The organism is Vibrio pomeroyi (assembly GCA_041879425.1).
Classification (GTDB): domain Bacteria; phylum Pseudomonadota; class Gammaproteobacteria; order Enterobacterales; family Vibrionaceae; genus Vibrio; species Vibrio pomeroyi_A.
The window spans coordinates 3,145,959-3,164,718 of the sequence record CP090854.1; the positions used below are offsets into that span (position 1 = coordinate 3,145,959).

An 18,760-nucleotide genomic window follows, 5' to 3' on the forward strand; every position below is an offset into this window, starting at 1 on the left:
ATCACTTGAGTGCTAGACTGATATTTATCATACTTTTATCAGTCTTTTTCTATGCACAAAACCACTCCAAAAGCATTTGGCCTATCGGTGTCTTTTTACTTATCGATAGTATTTTGCCTACTGGTAACTCAAAGCGTTTTCGCCGCTCCACCGAGTTCCTTCTCCAAAGCAAAAAAAGAAGCCGTGAAGATTTACCTTGATCACCCGACTTCATTCTATTGTGGCTGTGACATTACTTGGAAAGACAAAAAGAAAGGCATTCCAGACCTTGATGGCTGTGGTTATCAAGTACGAAAGCAGCAAAAACGGGCGAGTCGAATTGAGTGGGAACACGTTGTTCCCGCTTGGCAATTTGGCCACCAGCGCCAGTGTTGGCAAGACGGTGGGCGCAAGAATTGCACTCGTAATGACAAAATATTCAAATCCATGGAAGCCGACCTTCATAACCTAACTCCGGCCATTGGCGAGGTTAACGGTGATCGCTCTAACTACAATTTCAGTCAGTGGAATGGTATGGATGGGGTGAGCTATGGTCAGTGTGAAATGCAGGTCAACTTCAAGCAGCGTAAGGTTATGCCACCAGACAGAGCAAAAGGCTCTATCGCTCGTACCTATCTTTACATGAGCCAAGAGTATGGCTTCAAGCTATCTAAGCAGCAAACCAATCTGATGATGGCGTGGAACAAGCAGTTTCCTGTCGATGAGTGGGAATGTACTCGTGATGAGCGTATCTATGCCATCCAAGGTAATCACAACCCATTTGTTTACCCAGCTTGTAAATAACGCCACTCGCGTACCCCACATTCCTAACCGTCTCAAACAAGAGTTTCAGAATTGCCCCTGAAACTCTTGCTCTACCCTTGTTTTTTCAACTAAAAGCATCCATGTTAGGCAGAGACAAAATACCCAAATGATCATATTTATAGGTTTACCAGCATGAGAATCCCTCGTATCCATCACCCAGAACGCATTCACCAGTTAGGTTCTCTCGCTTTAGGCGAAGATGCCGCGGGTCATGTTGGTCGTGTCCTTCGCATGAAAGAAGGTCAAGAGGTTCTTCTATTTGATGGCAGTGGCGCTGAATTCCCTGCGACAATTGCTGAGGTATCAAAGAAGAATGTGACGGTTAATGTTACTGAGCGAATCGAACGCAGCAGTGAATCTCCGTTAGACTTACATTTAGGCCAAGTGATTTCACGTGGCGACAAAATGGAATTCACGATTCAGAAATCGGTTGAGCTTGGTGTAAACACCATTACCCCACTGATTTCAGAGCGCTGTGGCGTTAAACTCGATACTAAGCGATTCGAGAAAAAACTCGCGCAGTGGCAAAAGATTGCTATAGCAGCGTGTGAACAGTGTGGCCGTAACACGGTTCCAGTCATTCGCCCAATCATGCAACTTGAAGAATGGTGTAGCGAACCGAGTGAAGCATTAAAGCTGAACCTGCACCCTCGCGCAAAATACTCAATTAATACCCTTCCAGAACCCATCAGCAAGGTACGTCTATTGATCGGTCCTGAAGGTGGCTTGTCAGCTGAAGAAATCGGCATGACAGAACAATACAAATTTGAAGAGACGCTACTCGGCCCACGTGTACTTCGTACCGAAACAGCAGCTCTAACCGCAATTACTGCCTTACAAGTCCGTTTTGGCGATCTAGGCTAGGAGAAAAAAATGATCAAACTTGGCATCGTAATGGATCCAATTTCATCCATTAACATCAAAAAAGACTCTAGCTTTGCCATGATGCTTGAAGCTCAGCGTCGTGGTTACGAAATCCATTACATGGAAATGGATGATCTACACTTAGATCAAGGCGTAGCCATTGCTGACACAAAGATTGTAGAACTCAAAGAAGATCCAAACGGTTGGTACGAATTCAAGTCAGAACAGACTATCGCGCTATCAGATTTAGATGCTGTGCTGATGCGTAAAGATCCTCCGTTTGACACTGAGTACATCTATGCAACCTACATTCTTGAACGTGCTGAAGAGAACGGCGCGCTGATCGTAAACAAACCGCAAAGCCTACGTGACTGTAACGAGAAATTATTCACAGCTTGGTTCCCAGAGCTAACGCCAACTACTATCGTGACTCGTAAAGCAGAAAAGATTAAAGAGTTCCGCGAGAAGCACGGTGACGTAATTCTTAAGCCACTTGATGGCATGGGTGGCGCATCGATCTTCCGTGTTAAAGAAGGCGATCCAAACGTATCAGTGATCATTGAAACCTTGACTAACCACGGTCAAAACTACGCAATGGCACAGACCTTTGTTCCAGATATCAGCAACGGTGACAAGCGTATTCTTGTGGTTGATGGTGAGCCAATGCCTTACTGCCTAGCGCGTATTCCTGCTAAAGGGGAAACTCGAGGCAACCTAGCTGCTGGTGGTACTGGTGAAGCTCGCCCTCTAAGTGAAACCGATTGGGCTATCGCACGAGCGGTTGCTCCATCACTAAAAGAGAAAGGCTTAATCTTCGTAGGACTTGACGTTATCGGTGACAAGCTGACTGAAATTAACGTGACGAGCCCAACGTGTATCCGTGAAATTGAAGCTGCTTTTGATATTTCAGTGACGGGTAAATTAATGGATGCAATCGAGCGTCGCGTTAACGCTAAATAGCCTAAACTTAAGAAAGTCTTAGCTATTCGCACACATTTAGACACAGAATCGATGAGCGGCTTTACGCCGCTCTTCTTCCTTTACTGGGAACACACTGGCAGGAGGCTCTATGAATTTAACGAACCACTTTCTGGTCGCAATGCCCGGAATGAAAGACCCATACTTTCAAAACTCGGTGATCTACCTTTGTGAGCACAATGACGAAGGTGCAATGGGTCTGATGATCAACGCTCCTATCGATGTCACTGTCGGCAGCATGCTCAAACAAGTTGAGGTTGATTCTGAACAACCCAAATCCAATCAAGCAAGTCTTGATAAACCTGTTTTAAATGGTGGACCTGTAGCAGAAGACCGCGGGTTTATTTTGCACAAGCCCAAAGGCAGCTATCAATCCAGCATCAACATGACGGACCAAATCTCGGTAACAACCTCAAAAGATATCTTGATGGTATTAGGAACCGAAGATGAACCGATCAATTATCTGGTTGCACTTGGCTACTCTGGGTGGGAGCCAGGCCAGCTGGAGATAGAACTGACCGAGAACTCATGGCTAACCGTTGAAGCCGATCCAAAGGTCATCTTCGACACACCAATCTCAGACCGCTGGAAAGTCGCGGTGCAAATGTTAGGTATTAATGCCGCTCAGCTTTCAGCAGATGCAGGCCACGCCTAGCCCTACTCAGCTCAATAAAATAAACACTCAAACACAGATTAATTTGGAAGCCCCATGTCACGAACAATTATGGCATTTGACTACGGTACAAAAAGTATCGGCAGTGCGATTGGACAAGAAATAACAGGCACAGCAAGCCCTCTGAAAGCCTTTAAAGCCAAAGATGGCATCCCAAACTGGGACGATATCGAAAAGCAAATTAAGGAATGGCAACCAAATCTGATTGTGGTTGGCCTTCCTACCGACCTGCACGGTAAAGATCTAGCAACCATCACACCTAGAGCAAAGAAGTTCGCTAACCGCCTCAAAGGACGCTTTGGTGTCGATGTTGAACTGCATGATGAGAGGCTATCGACCGCGGAAGCAAGAGCCGATCTTTTTGACATGGGTGGCTACAAAGCACTAAGCAAAGGCAACGTTGATAATCAATCAGCTGTGGTTATTTTGGAAAGTTGGTTTGAAGCACAATATTCATAACGAAAAATAAGTGAGCAAAATGTGAGCTAACTTGTGATCCCACTCGAATTTCATATCGTAATGTCGATGCAATTCAAAATAAGAACGTGGGAGTTCACATGAAAATTATTCTAGCAATCTTCGCCGCTCTAGCAATAACAGCATGTAGTTCAATGGGTGGTGGTTCGGCTGGTTATACTGGCGAGCAATATCCAACTAAAATTAAATTAGAAAAAGAACGCGGTTACTCGAACGATAACAACAGTTTTGCAAACCACTAATTTATTCGCTTCACAAAAAACCCGCCTTGGAGCGGGTTTTTTATTGGTATTAAGATTTAGCTCTAAGCTCTAAGCTCTAAGCTCTGAATCTACCCCATATCGATCTTCACACCAGCCAAAGCACCAGTCCCATAGTCATCATCGCCACGTCTAGTTTTTAGCATCAAGCGTAAGTCGTTAGCGGAGTCAGCACTGTGGAACGCATCCTCTTCGCTGATCTTGCCTCCTACAACTAAATCATACAAAGCTTGGTCAAAGGTCTGCATCCCAATCTCTTTCGATTTCGCCATTGTTGCTTTTAGCTCGTGCAGTTCACCGCGACGAATCAAGTCAGACACTCGTGGGCTGTTGAGTAAAATCTCAAACACACCATGACGACCGCTGCCATTCTTATCTCGGATTAACTGCTGAGCGACGACACCACGCAGATTCATCGACAGATCAAACAGGAACTGTTCTTTCTGCTCTTTCGGCACCAAGTGGAGAATACGCTCTAACGCTTGGTTGGCATTATTCGCGTGCAGTGTCGCCATACACAAGTGACCCGTTTCAGCAAAGGTCATCGCGTATTCCATGGTTTCACGGCTACGGATTTCGCCAATCAAAATCATATCTGGTGCTTGGCGCAAAGAGTTCTTAAGTGCGACTTCATAACTCTCGGTGTCGAGCCCTACCTCACGCTGAGTCACAATACATTTTTTATGTTCATGGACGAACTCAATCGGGTCTTCAACTGTTAAGATATGACCTGAACGATTGGTATTGCGATAGCCTGTCATCGCAGCCATCGAGGTCGATTTACCAGAGCCAGTTGCACCAACCACCAGCACAAGCCCACGCTTGGCGATTGAAAGGTCTTGTAATACATCAGGAAGCTTTAATTGCTCAAAGGTTGGGATGTTAGTCTCGATGCGTCGAATGACCGCTCCAGGCAGTTCTCGTTGAAAGAATGCACTGACACGAAAGCGACCAAACTCACGCACAATGGCAAAGTTTGCTTCACGTGTTTGCTGATATTCATCACGTCGGTCTTGATCCATCATCGCATCAAGTAATTGAGCAACCTGAGCCGCATTCAGCTTATCGCCTTGAGGTCGTAATTCACCATCCACACGGAACAGGATAGGTGCATCAACAGTGATATAAAGATCCGATGCTTTTTGAGACAGCATCCCTTCAAGGATTTGATTCAATTCCATTTTGTTCACCTTGATTAAAACATTGAGGTTTCAATTTCGATCTTTCTCTCGACCTCTTCCGAGTCAACCAAGCCTTGAGCCATTAGCTGCTTCGCATTTTGCTCCATGGTCTGCATACCATGTGCTGCGCCCGTTTGAATGATCGAATACATCTGAGCAACCTTGTCTTCACGAATCAGGTTTCTGATCGCTGGTGTCGCCATCATGATTTCATGACAAGCCACACGACCGCCACCAACACGCTTCAACAACTTCTGAGCGATGACCGAACGCAACGATTCAGACAGCATTGAACGCACCATATCTTTGTCGCTACCCGGGAATACATCGATAATACGGTCGATAGTTTTAGCAGCAGAGCTGGTATGCAAAGTACCAAAAACCAAGTGCCCGGTTTCCGCTGCGGTTAGCGCCAAGCTGATCGTCTCTTGGTCACGAAGCTCACCAACAAGGATAACGTCTGGGTCTTCACGTAATGCGCTGCGCAGCGCCGCTTTAAAGCTGTGAGTATCACGGTGAACTTCACGCTGGTTAACAAGGCATTTATTGTTGGTATGAACGAATTCAATTGGGTCTTCGATCGTCAGGATGTGTTTGTTGTGGTTACGGTTTACGTAATCCACCATCGCAGCGAGCGTCGTAGATTTACCAGAACCCGTAGGGCCAGTGACGAGCACTAAACCTTTTTCGTAGTTCGCAATCTTTTCAAATATTTCAGGCGCACCAAGCTGATCTAAAGTAGGGATCTCTACAGGGATAGTTCGAAAGACAGCTGAGCAACCACGTGCTTGGTTAAAAGCATTCACACGGAAACGACCAACATTGGGTAATTCAAAAGAGAAGTCGACTTCCAATTTTTCTTCAAACTCACCACGCTGCGAATCGCTCATGATCTCAAAAACTAAACGATGCACATCAGCATGACTCAAAGCTGGTATTCCAAGCTTCCTTACTTCACCATCTATACGTACCATTGGAGATACACCCGCAGAAAGATGTAGATCTGACGCGTTATGCTTTACACTAAAATCTAGTAACTCAGTGATATCCATTTATTTTCCCTTAAGTAAAGTCAGCTATGAGTAGTATTCAACAAAATATCGAACAAATCACCTCACAGATTCGTAGTGCTGAGCAAAAGTGCGGACGAGCTCCAGAGTCCGTGCAACTTTTAGCAGTCAGCAAAACTAAACCTATTGATGCGATTCTAGAAGCCGCACTCGGAGGCCAAGTTGCCTTTGGTGAAAACTATGTTCAAGAAGGTGTCGATAAAGTAAAACACTTTTCAGAACAACATTCTAACCTAAATTTAGAGTGGCACTTTATTGGTCCAATTCAGTCCAATAAAACGCGCCCAATTGCGGAAAGCTTCCAATGGGTACATTCCGTCGATCGCGATAAGATCGCGCAAAGACTTAATGATCAACGTCCAAGCGAACTTCCACCTCTACAGGTGCTGATTCAAGTGAATACCAGTGGCGAAGAGTCCAAGTCTGGTACTTCTGAAGAGACAGTTTTTGCACTGGCGGAGTTGATTTCGTCGCTCCCTAACCTCACTTTAAGAGGATTGATGTCGATTCCTGCAAACGTCTCTGACTATCAATCACAGCTTAATGCATTCTCTCAACTGGCAGAGCTTAAAGATAAGTTATCCGCGAAGTATCCAGATATCGATACCCTGTCTATGGGCATGAGTGGTGATATGGACGCAGCAGTTGAGGCAGGTAGTACCATGGTTCGCATTGGAACGGCCATATTTGGTGCTCGTGATTACGCAAAGTAGCAATTAGTTAGTAACCAGAAATCGACGATAAGTATTGATACCGCTTCGCTTGAACCGCGCAGCGACACGCTCAGGATTTTATATATGGAACATAAGAACATCGCCTTTATTGGGGCGGGAAACATGGTTCGCTCAATTGTAGCGGGCTTAATAGTAAGTGGTTACCCAGCGCAAAAGATTACTGCGACAGCGCCTTCAGACACCAGAAGGCTGCCGTTAGAACAAGAATACGGCATCAATACCACCAGCGATAATATTGCCGCAGCTGAGCAAGCAGACGTTATTGTGTTATCAGTGAAACCACAGATGATGGCTGATGTATGTAAACCCTTACAAAGCATCGACTTTAGCAACAAACTGGTTATCTCAATTGCCGCGGGTATTAATGCGAATCGACTCAATGAGATGTTAAACTGCCAACTGAACCTTGTACGTGTGATGCCAAACACACCATCACTGCTTGGTAAAGGGATGAGCGGTCTTTATGCCGATTCAACAGTCAGCCAAAATGATAAAGACTTCGCATCTCAGCTGATGCAAGCTGTAGGTGAAGTGAGCTGGGTTGAGCAAGAGTCTGGTATCAATAACATCATTGCGGCAGCGGGGAGTGCTCCGGCTTACTTTTTCCTGTTTATGGAAGCGATGCAAGCAGAAGCAATCAACCAAGGTTTCGACCAAGAAACCGCTCGTAAATTAGTTCAGCAGTCTGCATTAGGCGCGGCAGAGATGGTGGTAGCGAATCCAAATACTGAATTATCTACACTGCGTGAACAAGTGACATCAAAAGGCGGCACGACCGCAGAAGCACTGCGCACGTTTAACGAACATCAACTATCAGACATCGTAGCAAAAGCCATGCAAGCGGCGGTTGCTCGAGCTGAAGAGATGGAAAAACTGTTTTAAGCATTTTGTCGCTTCAATTTATACCTAAGCGACAAGTAAATCCGAAAAAGGAAACAATATGAACTCGATGAGCTTTCTGATCTCGACCGTTTTTGATCTTTACATCATGGTTGTGATCTTGCGTATCTGGCTACAAGCATCACGTGCAGATTTCTACAACCCATTCTCACAATTCATCGTAAAAGCGACACAACCGGTTGTTGCCCCACTACGCCGAGTTATTCCATCAATTGGCAGCCTTGATCTGGCGACGGTTGTTTTTGCTTATGTGCTGTGTGTACTTAAGTTCGTTGCTCTAAACCTTATTATCTCTGGCGGCGCTGCCGTTTTCGATATTAGCTTCCTTATCTTTGGCGCACTTTCTCTGCTCAAAGCGGCTGGTGGTTTAATTTTCTGGGTTCTACTTATCCGTGCAATCCTAAGTTGGGTAAGCCAAGGTCGTAGCCCAATCGAGTACGTGTTCCATCAACTGACTGAGCCAATGCTAGTACCTATCCGCCGTATCCTTCCAGACATGGGTGGTTTCGACCTAAGCGTGTTGGTTCTGTTCATTGTTCTGCAATTTGCGAACTTCCTAATGGGCGACATGATTGGTCCTATTTGGTATCAGCTATAATTCAAGTACGAACATTAGGTACTTTGACGATGCCAAAAGCGGTTTGGGCCGAGGAAGACGATATTCTTCTTAGGCTCTATATCCAACCCAAAGCAAGCCGAGACAAAATTGTCGGCTTGCACGGTGAAGAACTGAAAATTGCCATTACTGCACCACCGGTTGATGGCAAAGCCAATGCCCATTTAGCGAAATACCTTGCGAAACAGTTTAAGGTCGCCAAAGGGCAAATTAAGATAGAGAAGGGAGAGCTAGGTAGGCATAAGCAAGTTCGAATATGCTCGCCAAGCCAAATCCCAACTGAAGTCAAAGCCATCCTATGATGGCTTTTTGCTATTTATTGGAGTCACTATGCGTCTATGGATTACAGCACTACTCACCGCTCTTGTTGCCTTACCGAGCTCAGCAGGACAGTTTAAGAACATTAAGGATGTCGAGGTTCATTACTCGGCTTTTAATTCTACGTTTTTAACTGCGCAAGTCGCTAAGCAATACAAACTTAAGCGAAATGGATACTCAGCAATCCTCAACATCAGCGTGTTAGACAAGGCTTCCCTAGGCAAGCCTGCTACAACGGCTAAAATTACGGGAACAGCGAAGAACCTCGTTGGAAACACCCGAACTTTGAAGTTTCGAGAAATCAAAGAAGGTGATGCGATTTATTACCTTGCTGAGTTCCCTGTAACTCACGAAGAGAACATCACCTTTAACATCGATGTTAACGCAGGCTTGAAAGGCACAGGCCCACTGCGCTTCACACAGAAATTCTATATAGAAGAGTAAGCTATCCCTTACTTTTCATTTATTCACTTATTAGAGTCACATTCCCATGAGCAAGATTGTTTTAGCAACAGGCAACCAAGGTAAAGTTCGCGAGATGGCAGGCATTCTGTCTGAGTTTGGTTTTGACGTGGTCGCACAAAGTGAATTGAACGTTTCAGAAGTCGCTGAAACGGGGACAACTTTCATTGAAAATGCCATCATCAAGGCTCGCCATGCTGCGAAAGAGACAGGGCTGCCAGCGATTGCTGACGACTCAGGTTTAGAGGTTGATTTCCTTAAGGGTGCTCCGGGCATCTACTCAGCGCGCTACTCAGGTGAAGGGGCTACGGATAAGCAAAACATTGAAAAACTGCTTAATGCCATGCAAGGTGTGGAAACTGAAAAGCGTACCGCTCGTTTCCACTGTGTGTTAGTACTCATGCGTCACGAAAACGATCCAACACCATTGGTGTGTCACGGTAAATGGGAAGGTCGCATTCTGACTGAAGAGCACGGTGAGAATGGCTTTGGCTATGATCCTGTATTCTTTGTACCAGAAGATAACTGCGCATCTGCTGAACTCGAATCTACACGTAAAAAGCAGCTTTCACACCGCGGTAAAGCCCTTGCTTCACTATTCGAAGCAATCAAAGAGCAAGCTCTGTAATGCACGATACAGCACTTATACCACCAGCACTTAGTCTCTATGTACACATCCCATGGTGTGTACAAAAGTGTCCGTATTGTGATTTCAACTCACACGCTCTAAAAGCCGAGATTCCAGAAAAAGAGTACATCGATGCTCTGCTTGAGGATCTCGATACCGATATCGAAAAATACCAACTCAATGGCGCACCTCGTCCACTGCACTCAATCTTTATTGGTGGCGGCACGCCGAGTCTATTTTCTCCAGAAGGAATAGGTCGATTGCTGCAAGGTATTGAACAGCGCATCCCGTTCAAACCTGAAATAGAAATTACCATGGAAGCTAACCCGGGAACTATCGAAGCTGAGCGTTTTGCCGGTTATCAAAAAGCAGGGGTTAGTCGAATCTCGGTGGGCGTGCAAAGTTTTGAGCAAGAGAAACTGGAAAGACTTGGCCGTATTCATGGGCAAGATGAAGCGGTTAACGCCGCTCATTTAGCACATAAAATCGAATTAAATAGCTTCAACCTAGATCTAATGCACGGCTTACCCGATCAAAGCATTGATCAGGCCTTGGCTGATTTGGACAAAGCGATCGAGCTCGATCCTCCACACTTATCTTGGTATCAGCTAACAATAGAACCTAACACCATGTTCTATTACAAAACGCCAAAGCTACCTGACGATGATGACCTTTGGGATATTTTCGACTTGGGTCATAAGAAACTCGCAGACGCAGGCTATGTGCAGTACGAAATTTCAGGCTACAGCAAGCCCGGCTATCAGTGTCAGCATAACCTTAACTATTGGCGCTTTGGCGACTACCTAGGTATTGGCTGTGGCTCTCATGGCAAGCTAAGCTTTGCTGATGGTCGCATTGTTCGCACGACTAAGATTAAACACCCTAGAGGCTATTTAGCGGCTTACCAGAACATGGTGAAGCCTTACCTATCTGATGAGTTTGAAGTGCCAAATGAAGACCGCCCTTTTGAATTCTTTATGAACCGCTTTAGGTTAATGGAAGCGTGTCCAAAACAAGATTTCGTTGATACAACGGGGCTTGATTTTGACGCTGTCCATTCAACGATTGAGTGGGCAAAAGAGCTAGGTTACTTGAATGAAACCGACACGCACTGGCAGATCACAGAAAAAGGGAAGCTATTCCTCAACGATTTGCTGGAAGCCTTTATGGCAGAAGAAGACGAATAGATTCGAGATTTATTGTGTAAGGGTTGGCTTTAGAGTCAACCCTTTTTGTTTTATGAACCCCTCTCGAAACGAAGCGCTCTATAGGACGAAATCTGTACTCGCATCTCGCACCTTTCTTCTAGAAAATAGAACGACCAATTCGCTCTGAAAGCAATTCCAACGCTTTAGTACCAGCAAGAGAGTTACCAGAAGGATCAAGCTCTGGAGACCATACAGCAATTGTCATCTCTCCCGGAACGATAGCGATAATACCGCCACCCACACCCGACTTACCCGGCATACCAACACGATAAGCAAACTCACCAGCTCCATCGTACAAACCACAAGTTGCAAGCAAAGCATTCAACTGCTTAGTTTGAACTGGCGTGATAATCTCTTTCTTGGTTTGAACCGACACACCTTTGTTCGCCAAATAGCTAAAGGTTTTCGCCAAATCCACACACGTCATTTTAAGAGCACAAGCATGGAAGTAGTTATTCAGTACTGGGATAACATCATTCTCAAAGTTACCAAATGAACGCATCAAATAAGCAATGGCAGCATTACGATCGCTGTGCATCATTTCTGACGCCGCTACCACCTTGTCATACACAATATGAGTATCACCCGATAGCTGACGCACAAACTCTAACAAACGATGTCTCGGTGCTGACAGGCGGCTTTGTAGTAGATCAGCTACGACAATAGCACCCGCATTGATGAACGGGTTACGGGGGATACCATGCTCCATCTCAAGCTGAATCATAGAGTTAAAGGCTTGGCCAGAAGGCTCTTTGCCTACGCGTTGCCAAATTTCTTCAGGCTTATATAACACCATAGCTAAGGTCAGGCTCAAGGCTTTAGAGATGGATTGCACAGAAAAGGCTTCCTCTGCATCACCCGCTTGAATCACCTCACCTTCGTTTGTGTATACTGCAATCGCCAGTTTCTGGTTCGATACGCGTGCCAATGCAGGGATATAATCAGCGACCTTTCCCTGACCAATTAAGGGACGAACTTCGTCTAAGATCTCGGCCAAAATAGCTTGAGTTGGTTTCATGTGCGCTTACTTCTATATTGTTATTTTTGTAGGGGTGTAACGTTACTTTCTGTCCTTAAGCCTTTATAGCAATAAAAGCCTAAGGACAAAAAAGCCAACATTACAATAATGTTGGCTTTAATCAATCCCATAAAGTGTAGGGGTTAAATCCTAAGTCGGACTGCCCTTCACTTAATTTGATTCGGAGTTACTTAGTACGCTTGAACTTAATGTCCCAAACACCATGGCCTAAACGGTGGCCACGCGCTTCAAACTTAGTTAGTGGGCGCTCATCCGGACGAGGAATGTAATCACCATCTTCAGCGATGTTCTCGAAGCCTGGAGCTACGTTCATCACTTCAATCATATGTTCTGCGTAGTTTTCCCAGTCTGTTGCCATGTGGAAAATACCAGTATCAAGTTGAAGCTTACCGCGAACCATCTCTGCAAACTCAGCCTTAACGATACGACGTTTATGGTGACGAGCCTTGTGCCATGGGTCAGGGAAGAACAGTTGCAGTGTATGCAGGCTGCTATCTGGAATCATGTGTTCAAATACTTCTACAGCATCGTGACACATTACACGCAGGTTAGTTACGCCAGCATCGCGAGCTGTACCTAAACACGCACCAACACCCGGGCTATGAACTTCAATACCTAAGAAATTTTTCTCAGGTGCGTTCTTTGCCATTTCAACCAGTGATGCACCCATACCGAAGCCAATCTCTAGTACAACCGGGTTATCGTTGCCAAATACTTCTTTCCAGTTAAGAAGCTCTGGGTTGTAGTCGATACCCATTGTTGGCCAACATTCGTTCATCGCGTTCTCTTGGCCTTTTGTTAAGCGGCCTTCGCGGCGAACAAAACTACGGATCTTACGAACCAGTTTGCCGTCTTCAGTATATTCGTTAGTGGTCACTTCACTCATTGATTTTTGCCTGCACATTGATTAATCAAAGCGGGGATTATCCAAAGAATTGCCTTCGGTGCAAGTCTTTCCGTGGATAAATTCCCACACAATTTGTCTGTTTTACATCCAACGTTAAGTGTGGTGCAATTTCGCTTCTAATAATAGCAAAGCATAGAGCATGTCGTGACTCCTTTCGCAACCGCCATATTAAAGTGGTATGACGCCTACGGGCGTAAAGAATTACCTTGGCAACAAAACAAAACCGCCTACACCGTTTGGCTATCTGAAATCATGCTTCAGCAGACTCAGGTTGCTACGGTGATTCCATACTACCAGCGCTTCTTAGAACGCTTTCCAACGGTTATTGACCTAGCGAACGCCGAACAAGATGAGGTGCTGCACTTATGGACTGGGCTTGGTTATTACGCACGAGCTCGCAATCTACATAAAGCAGCGAAGATCGTCGCAGAACAATATGGCGGTGATTTTCCGCTGTCTATCGAAGAGATGAACGCGCTACCGGGCATCGGTCGCTCTACTGCAGCTGCAGTGCTGTCTTCCGTTCATAAGCTTCCTCATGTGATTCTTGATGGCAATGTGAAGCGAACGCTTGCAAGAAGCTTTGCCGTTGAAGGTTGGCCAGGACAAAAGAAGGTTGAAAACCAACTTTGGGAGCATGCAGAAGCTCATACTCCGAAGAAAGATGTCGATAAGTACAATCAAGCGATGATGGACATGGGTGCCATGGTTTGCACTCGTAGCAAGCCTAAATGTACTCTGTGCCCGATTGAAAGCATGTGTGAAGCCAAGAAGCTTGATAGACAACTCGACTTCCCAGGCAAGAAACCTAAGAAAGAAAAACCAGTAAAAGAAACATGGTTTGTGATTCTTTATCACGACAATCAAGTGTGGCTTGAACAGCGTCCTCAGTCTGGTATCTGGGGAGGCTTATTCTGTTTCCCTCAAAATGAAAACGCAGAGATCGAACATCAGTTAGATCTTCGCTCGATCAAAGACACTGAAACAGATTCAATCAAGACCATGATTGCGTTTAGGCACACTTTCAGCCACTACCACTTAGATATCACACCTGTATTAGTAAAATTAGATAAACAACCAGATTTGATAATGGAAGGGACCAAAGGTCTCTGGTATAACTTATCAAAACCGGAAGAAATTGGCCTAGCCGCTCCTGTGAAGCAGCTTATTGAGAGCCTACCCTTTGAACTGAACGACGACGTTTGAATCAACGAACGCGATAAGAGGAACCACTATGAGCCGCACTGTATTTTGTGCTCGCCTCCAGAAAGACGCTGAAGGCTTAGATTTTCAACTTTACCCAGGTGACTTAGGTAAGCGTATCTTTGACAACATCTCTAAAGAAGCTTGGGGACAATGGCAAAGCAAGCAAACAATGCTGATCAATGAAAAGAAGCTAAATATGATGGATCCTGAGCATCGTAAACTTCTTGAAACTGAGATGGTTAACTTCCTTTTCGAAGGTAAAGATGTCGTAATTGATGGCTATACTCCACCAAGCGAATAAGACATTTATTTAAGCAAATTTTAATGACATCATGGTTAACGCTGCGATGTCATTTTTGTATGAGGAACTATGAAAAAGCTAAGTTACTTCCTAACAGCAATGTTGTTAACAGGCTGCAGCCGTGAATTTGTCGAAAGCATTTATGATGTTAATTACGAACCGACCAACCGATTCGTAAGCAACTTGGCAGAGCTACCTGGTCAGTTTGAAAAAGACACCGGAGCACTGGATGCGTTGATTAATAGCTTTTCTGGCAATATCCAAAAGCGCTGGGGCAGCAGTGAAGTAAAAATGGCAGGTAAGAGTAACTATGTGAAATACATAGACAATTACTTGAGTCGTTCAGAAGTAAACTTTAGCGAAGGCCTGATCACAGTAGAAACTGTGTCCTCAACTGAGCCTAAAAAACACCTCAAGAATGCGATAATGACGACGCTTTTGACGCCAGATGATCCGGCGCATGTCGACCTATTCTCTTCAAAAAGCATTAAATTAGAAGGTAAACCTTTCCTCTACAATCAGGTCGTCGACCAAGAGAAAAAGCCTATTCAATGGACATGGCGCGCTAACCAATTCGCTGATTACCTGATCGCTAATAACCTCAAAACCAAAGAAGTCGACTTTAAAAAAGCCTACTACGTTGAGATCCCTATGGTGGCCGATCACGCAAGTCAGCGTAGTTATCAATATGCTGATATCGTCCGCAGAGCGTCTCAGCGTTATGACATTCCTGAAGACTTGATTTACGCCATCATCAAAACAGAAAGTAGTTTTAACCCATATGCGGTGAGTTGGGCAAATGCATATGGTCTTATGCAAGTCGTACCAAAAACGGCAGGTCGAGACGTATTTAAGCTGGTAAAGAACAAGCCTGGAGAGCCGACTCCTGAGTATTTATTCAATCCAGAAAACAACATTGATGCTGGCACGGCGTACTTTTACATCCTTAAAAATCGCTATTTGAAAGACGTGCAACACCCAACAACGCTTGAGTACAGTATGATTTCTGCATACAACGGCGGTACTGGTGGCGTACTCAATACCTTCAGTAAGGACAGAAAGCGAGCAATGCGAGACCTAAACTCGCTGCAACCTAGCCAAGCGTACTGGGCGCTTACCAAGAAGCACCCAAATAAAGAGTCGCGCCGATACCTAGAAAAAGTAACAAAATTCAAGAAAGATTTTAACCAAGGTAAAACGTAAGCCTCACTTTTGAATAAAAAAACAACTAACGAACGTTTTTTTTAATTATTTTCAAAAAAGGTGTTGACGGTTATGCAGAAAATCCGTTTAATAGCGCTCCGTTGCCCGGATAGCTCAGTCGGTAGAGCAGAGGATTGAAAATCCTCGTGTCGGTGGTTCGATTCCGCCTCCGGGCACCACGATTTGATTTGTTGGTGTCAACACTCTTTAACAGGGAGTAGCAACACGGACAAAAGCATAAAGAATTTAGTGTGCCGACTTAGCTCAGTAGGTAGAGCAACTGACTTGTAATCAGTAGGTCACCAGTTCGACTCCGGTAGTCGGCACCATTCTTTTGCCTCGATAGCTCAGTCGGTAGAGCAGCGGATTGAAAATCCGCGTGTCGGTGGTTCGATTCCGCCTCGAGGCACCATTATTTGGTACTCAACAAATAATGGTCTTAATAGACCTGATGTTGAGACAAGTAATTCCCCCTTAGTTCAGTTGGTAGAACGGCGGACTGTTAATCCGTATGTCGCAGGTTCGAGTCCCGCAGGGGGAGCCATTTTAAAGGGCTTCATTTAAATGAGGTTCTAACGAAGAGTTTACTCTTCAAGCAAAGAATTTAGTGTGCCGACTTAGCTCAGTAGGTAGAGCAACTGACTTGTAATCAGTAGGTCACCAGTTCGACTCCGGTAGTCGGCACCATTCTTTTGCCTCGATAGCTCAGTCGGTAGAGCAGCGGATTGAAAATCCGCGTGTCGGTGGTTCGATTCCGCCTCGAGGCACCATTATTTGATACTTAACAAATAATGGTCTTAATAGACCTGATGTTGAGACAAGTAATTCCCCTTTAGTTCAGTTGGTAGAACGGCGGACTGTTAATCCGTATGTCGCAAGTTCAAGTCTTGCAAGGGGAGCCACATTCAAGAAAGCCAAGTCGAAAGACTTGGCTTTTTTTCTTTCGAACGAAAGCTAAATCTATTCGATCACAGCATCTAACCTTAATAATCCCTATAAAGCCCCTCTTCACACTCACGACAATATCTTCTTCTTAATTAACTTCCCACGAACTTGCTCCCCAAACTCCGTCAATTCAGCAAACCAACACTTTTAAACTCGTTCATAGTCACACAAAAATAAACAAGCTCTTGTTCTGTTACTTTTTTTTCTTCGTAAATTTAATCTTCATCATGTTTTGATATCTTTCTGATATCTGCCCTACACGACTTAGATTAAGATTCGATGAAATATACCTAATACTTATTATTGAATCGCTGCGCGGGGAAATATGAAATTAAAAACGCAAGCTTACTTATTATCGGGCATCATCTTGATCGCTCTGCTAGCGCTGACTGCTACTGGTTTATGGACCTTGAGAGTCGCTAGCAACATGGACAACAAAGCTCGCGTTACAGAGCTATTTAAGAGCGCATACAGCATTCTTACTGAAGTCGAGAAAATGGCTATTGATGGCACTCTAGAAGAGCAACAAGCGAAACAACTTGCTACTCGCCTACTGCGTAACAACATCTATAAAGACAATGAATACGTCTACGTTGCAGATGAAAACATGACGTTTGTCGCGACACCGCTAGATCCACAGCTGCATGGAACCAGCTTCAATGACTTTAAAGACGGTGATGGAAATAGCGTTGGCCTGCTTATACAAAGAGTGCTTGGCAATCGTACTGGACAGATCGTTGAATACACCTGGACGCAAAAGCTGCCAGACGGAACCATTGAAGAAAAGCTGTCTATTGCAGAAAAGACTCCGCATTGGGGTTGGGTTGTGGGCACTGGTATTGGCTTCAACGAAGTTAACGCTCGTTTCTGGTCTACCGCTCAATGGCAGCTATTCCTTTGCGTCGTGATTGCTGGCCTTATCCTATCGAGCTTAATCGTCTCCATTAAACGCATGCTAGCGCTTCTTGGTGGCGAGCCTAAAGATGTAAGAGAAGCGGTACAAGCCGTCGCTGAAGGTCGTATTCAAACCTCTTTCGAAACTCAAGCGATAAACGGCAGTATCTATCACGCTGTTCAGCAAATGAGTAAATCGTTAGCTGAGCTAGTATCAAACCTAAATGCTTCTATGTTGGCATTAAGAGGCGAATTACAACGCGTAGAAGATCGTGCCGGTTCTATTGCCCAACTAACTGAAACTCAGCAGCAATCAACTGAGATGATCGCGACAGCAATGACCGAAATGGCCTCTTCTGCTAACAATGTTGCCGATTCAGCGGGCGATACGGCGCGTAATACTGATGAAGCAGACAAACAGAGCCAACATACCCAACGTCTTATTCACAACACAGTAGACAACATTCAAGGGCTAGCAGGCCAACTAGGTACAGCAAGTGAAGCTGTCGCTAACCTAGATAACGATGTAAACAACATTGTGAAAGTACTCGACGTTATCGGTGACATTGCAGAACAAACTAACCTATTGGCACTGAATGCAGCGATTGAAGCCGCTCGAGCTGGCGAACAAGGTCGTGGGTTTGCAGTTGTTGCTGACGAAGTTCGTAACCTTGCAGGTAGAACGCAATCAAGCACCAAAGAAATCCAATTGATGATTAATAACCTTCAAGAAGGCTCTCGTAACGCTATTCAAACCATGGAAGTGTGTGCAGCAACCAGTGAGAGCACCGTAACCGAGTCTCAAAATGCCTCTGAAGCGCTACAACAGATTGTTATCGCTCTGGAGTCTATTTCCTCGATGAGTCATCAAATCGCGACAGCAGCGGCTGAGCAAACTCAGGTGAGCGATGATATTTCAAAACGTATCAACATGATCGAAGAAAGTGGCAACCAACTGAGTAATGTCGTGACAGAAAGTCACAACAGCACCCAAACCCTCGCCTCTCTTTCTAACGAATTAGAAGCTTGGGTTAATAGGTTTGAAGTAAAACACTAAACTCTCGATAAAATTCTTAAGTAAAAAAGCACGTT

Annotated in this window: 21 protein-coding genes and 7 tRNA genes; 24 read left to right on the forward strand and 4 right to left on the reverse strand. The window is 44.9% G+C overall.

What is annotated here, in order from left to right; translation table 11 throughout:
• The first annotated feature begins 51 nt into the window (after positions 1-51).
• The 6 genes from L0992_13735 to L0992_13760 all read left to right on the forward strand — a co-directional run bounded on the left by L0992_13735 (position 52) and on the right by L0992_13760 (position 4,038).
• Positions 52-783: an endonuclease gene (locus tag L0992_13735; GenBank protein XGB66759.1), complete on the forward strand. Its 732-nt coding sequence runs from the start codon at positions 52-54 to the stop codon at positions 781-783.
• Between the two features lie 153 nt (positions 784-936).
• Entirely contained in the window at positions 937-1,668 is a 732-nt protein-coding gene (rsmE, locus tag L0992_13740; protein ID XGB66760.1) for a 16S rRNA (uracil(1498)-N(3))-methyltransferase, read from the forward strand.
• A gap of 9 nt (positions 1,669-1,677) precedes the next feature.
• The gene (gshB, locus tag L0992_13745; protein ID XGB66761.1) at positions 1,678-2,628 is read left to right on the forward strand and encodes a glutathione synthase; all 951 of its coding nucleotides are present in this window, start codon (positions 1,678-1,680) and stop codon (positions 2,626-2,628) included.
• Between the two features lie 109 nt (positions 2,629-2,737).
• Complete coding sequence (locus tag L0992_13750; protein ID XGB66762.1) at positions 2,738-3,301, forward strand: YqgE/AlgH family protein; 564 nt, start codon at positions 2,738-2,740, stop codon at positions 3,299-3,301.
• Between the two features lie 54 nt (positions 3,302-3,355).
• Entirely contained in the window at positions 3,356-3,778 is a 423-nt protein-coding gene (ruvX, locus tag L0992_13755; GenBank protein XGB66763.1) for a Holliday junction resolvase RuvX, read from the forward strand.
• A 98-nt stretch (positions 3,779-3,876) separates the two neighbouring features.
• A complete protein-coding gene (locus L0992_13760; GenBank protein XGB66764.1) occupies positions 3,877-4,038 on the forward strand; it encodes a hypothetical protein in 162 nt (53 codons plus the stop codon).
• 89 nt (positions 4,039-4,127) lie between these two features.
• Here the strand turns inward: L0992_13760 and L0992_13765 are convergent, their stop codons facing one another.
• Complete coding sequence (locus L0992_13765; protein XGB66765.1) at positions 4,128-5,237, reverse strand: PilT/PilU family type 4a pilus ATPase; 1,110 nt, start codon at positions 5,235-5,237, stop codon at positions 4,128-4,130.
• Between the two features lie 14 nt (positions 5,238-5,251).
• Positions 5,252-6,289 (reverse strand): type IV pilus twitching motility protein PilT, encoded by a 1,038-nt coding sequence (locus tag L0992_13770; GenBank protein ID XGB66766.1) that lies wholly within the window; start codon positions 6,287-6,289, stop codon positions 5,252-5,254.
• Between the two features lie 26 nt (positions 6,290-6,315).
• Between L0992_13770 and L0992_13775 the strand changes: the two genes are divergently transcribed.
• The 7 genes from L0992_13775 (at position 6,316) to hemW (ending at position 11,152) form a co-directional block, all read left to right on the forward strand.
• Complete coding sequence (locus tag L0992_13775) at positions 6,316-7,020, forward strand: YggS family pyridoxal phosphate-dependent enzyme (protein ID XGB66767.1); 705 nt, start codon at positions 6,316-6,318, stop codon at positions 7,018-7,020.
• An 84-nt stretch (positions 7,021-7,104) separates the two neighbouring features.
• The gene (gene proC / locus L0992_13780; protein XGB66768.1) at positions 7,105-7,923 is read left to right on the forward strand and encodes a pyrroline-5-carboxylate reductase; all 819 of its coding nucleotides are present in this window, start codon (positions 7,105-7,107) and stop codon (positions 7,921-7,923) included.
• 58 nt (positions 7,924-7,981) lie between these two features.
• Complete coding sequence (locus L0992_13785; GenBank protein ID XGB66769.1) at positions 7,982-8,539, forward strand: YggT family protein; 558 nt, start codon at positions 7,982-7,984, stop codon at positions 8,537-8,539.
• Positions 8,540-8,568: 29 nt separating this feature from the next.
• Positions 8,569-8,859 (forward strand): DUF167 family protein YggU, encoded by a 291-nt coding sequence (gene yggU / locus L0992_13790; GenBank protein ID XGB66770.1) that lies wholly within the window; start codon positions 8,569-8,571, stop codon positions 8,857-8,859.
• 28 nt (positions 8,860-8,887) lie between these two features.
• Entirely contained in the window at positions 8,888-9,319 is a 432-nt protein-coding gene (locus tag L0992_13795; protein XGB66771.1) for a DUF4426 domain-containing protein, read from the forward strand.
• Between the two features lie 46 nt (positions 9,320-9,365).
• The gene (locus L0992_13800; GenBank protein ID XGB66772.1) at positions 9,366-9,965 is read left to right on the forward strand and encodes an XTP/dITP diphosphatase; all 600 of its coding nucleotides are present in this window, start codon (positions 9,366-9,368) and stop codon (positions 9,963-9,965) included.
• On the forward strand, positions 9,965-11,152 hold the full coding sequence (gene hemW, locus L0992_13805; protein XGB66773.1) for a radical SAM family heme chaperone HemW: 1,188 nt from the start codon (positions 9,965-9,967) through the stop codon (positions 11,150-11,152). The genes L0992_13800 and hemW overlap by 1 nt, the downstream gene beginning before the upstream one ends.
• 118 nt (positions 11,153-11,270) lie before the next feature.
• Here hemW and glsB read toward each other — a convergent pair whose 3' ends face one another.
• Together glsB and trmB are read right to left on the reverse strand one after the other, a co-directional pair.
• Positions 11,271-12,191, reverse strand: coding sequence for a glutaminase B (glsB, locus tag L0992_13810; GenBank protein ID XGB66774.1), 921 nt, complete (start codon positions 12,189-12,191; stop codon positions 11,271-11,273).
• 187 nt (positions 12,192-12,378) lie between these two features.
• Positions 12,379-13,098 carry a tRNA (guanosine(46)-N7)-methyltransferase TrmB gene (gene trmB / locus L0992_13815; GenBank protein XGB66775.1) on the reverse strand — a complete coding sequence of 240 codons (720 nt, stop codon included), beginning with the start codon at positions 13,096-13,098 and terminating at the stop codon, positions 12,379-12,381.
• Positions 13,099-13,263: 165 nt separating this feature from the next.
• Between trmB and mutY the strand changes: the two genes are divergently transcribed.
• From mutY to L0992_13870, 11 genes are all read left to right on the forward strand, one after another.
• A complete protein-coding gene (gene mutY, locus L0992_13820) occupies positions 13,264-14,325 on the forward strand; it encodes an A/G-specific adenine glycosylase (GenBank protein ID XGB66776.1) in 1,062 nt (353 codons plus the stop codon).
• Between the two features lie 28 nt (positions 14,326-14,353).
• Positions 14,354-14,626, forward strand: coding sequence for an oxidative damage protection protein (locus tag L0992_13825; GenBank protein XGB66777.1), 273 nt, complete (start codon positions 14,354-14,356; stop codon positions 14,624-14,626).
• A 69-nt stretch (positions 14,627-14,695) separates the two neighbouring features.
• The gene (gene mltC, locus L0992_13830; GenBank protein ID XGB66778.1) at positions 14,696-15,829 is read left to right on the forward strand and encodes a membrane-bound lytic murein transglycosylase MltC; all 1,134 of its coding nucleotides are present in this window, start codon (positions 14,696-14,698) and stop codon (positions 15,827-15,829) included.
• 103 nt (positions 15,830-15,932) lie between these two features.
• Positions 15,933-16,008: transfer RNA gene (locus L0992_13835), tRNA-Phe, on the forward strand.
• A gap of 74 nt (positions 16,009-16,082) precedes the next feature.
• Positions 16,083-16,158 (forward strand) — tRNA-Thr (locus L0992_13840).
• A gap of 7 nt (positions 16,159-16,165) precedes the next feature.
• Positions 16,166-16,241 (forward strand) — tRNA-Phe (locus L0992_13845).
• Positions 16,242-16,297: 56 nt separating this feature from the next.
• Positions 16,298-16,373, forward strand: a tRNA-Asn gene (locus tag L0992_13850).
• 67 nt (positions 16,374-16,440) lie between these two features.
• Positions 16,441-16,516, forward strand: a tRNA-Thr gene (locus L0992_13855).
• Positions 16,517-16,523: 7 nt separating this feature from the next.
• Positions 16,524-16,599 (forward strand) — tRNA-Phe (locus L0992_13860).
• 56 nt (positions 16,600-16,655) lie between these two features.
• Positions 16,656-16,731, forward strand: a tRNA-Asn gene (locus L0992_13865).
• A 368-nt stretch (positions 16,732-17,099) separates the two neighbouring features.
• Positions 17,100-18,725, forward strand: a complete 1,626-nt coding sequence (locus tag L0992_13870; GenBank protein XGB66779.1) for a methyl-accepting chemotaxis protein — start codon at positions 17,100-17,102, stop codon at positions 18,723-18,725.
• Positions 18,726-18,760 lie beyond the last annotated feature (35 nt).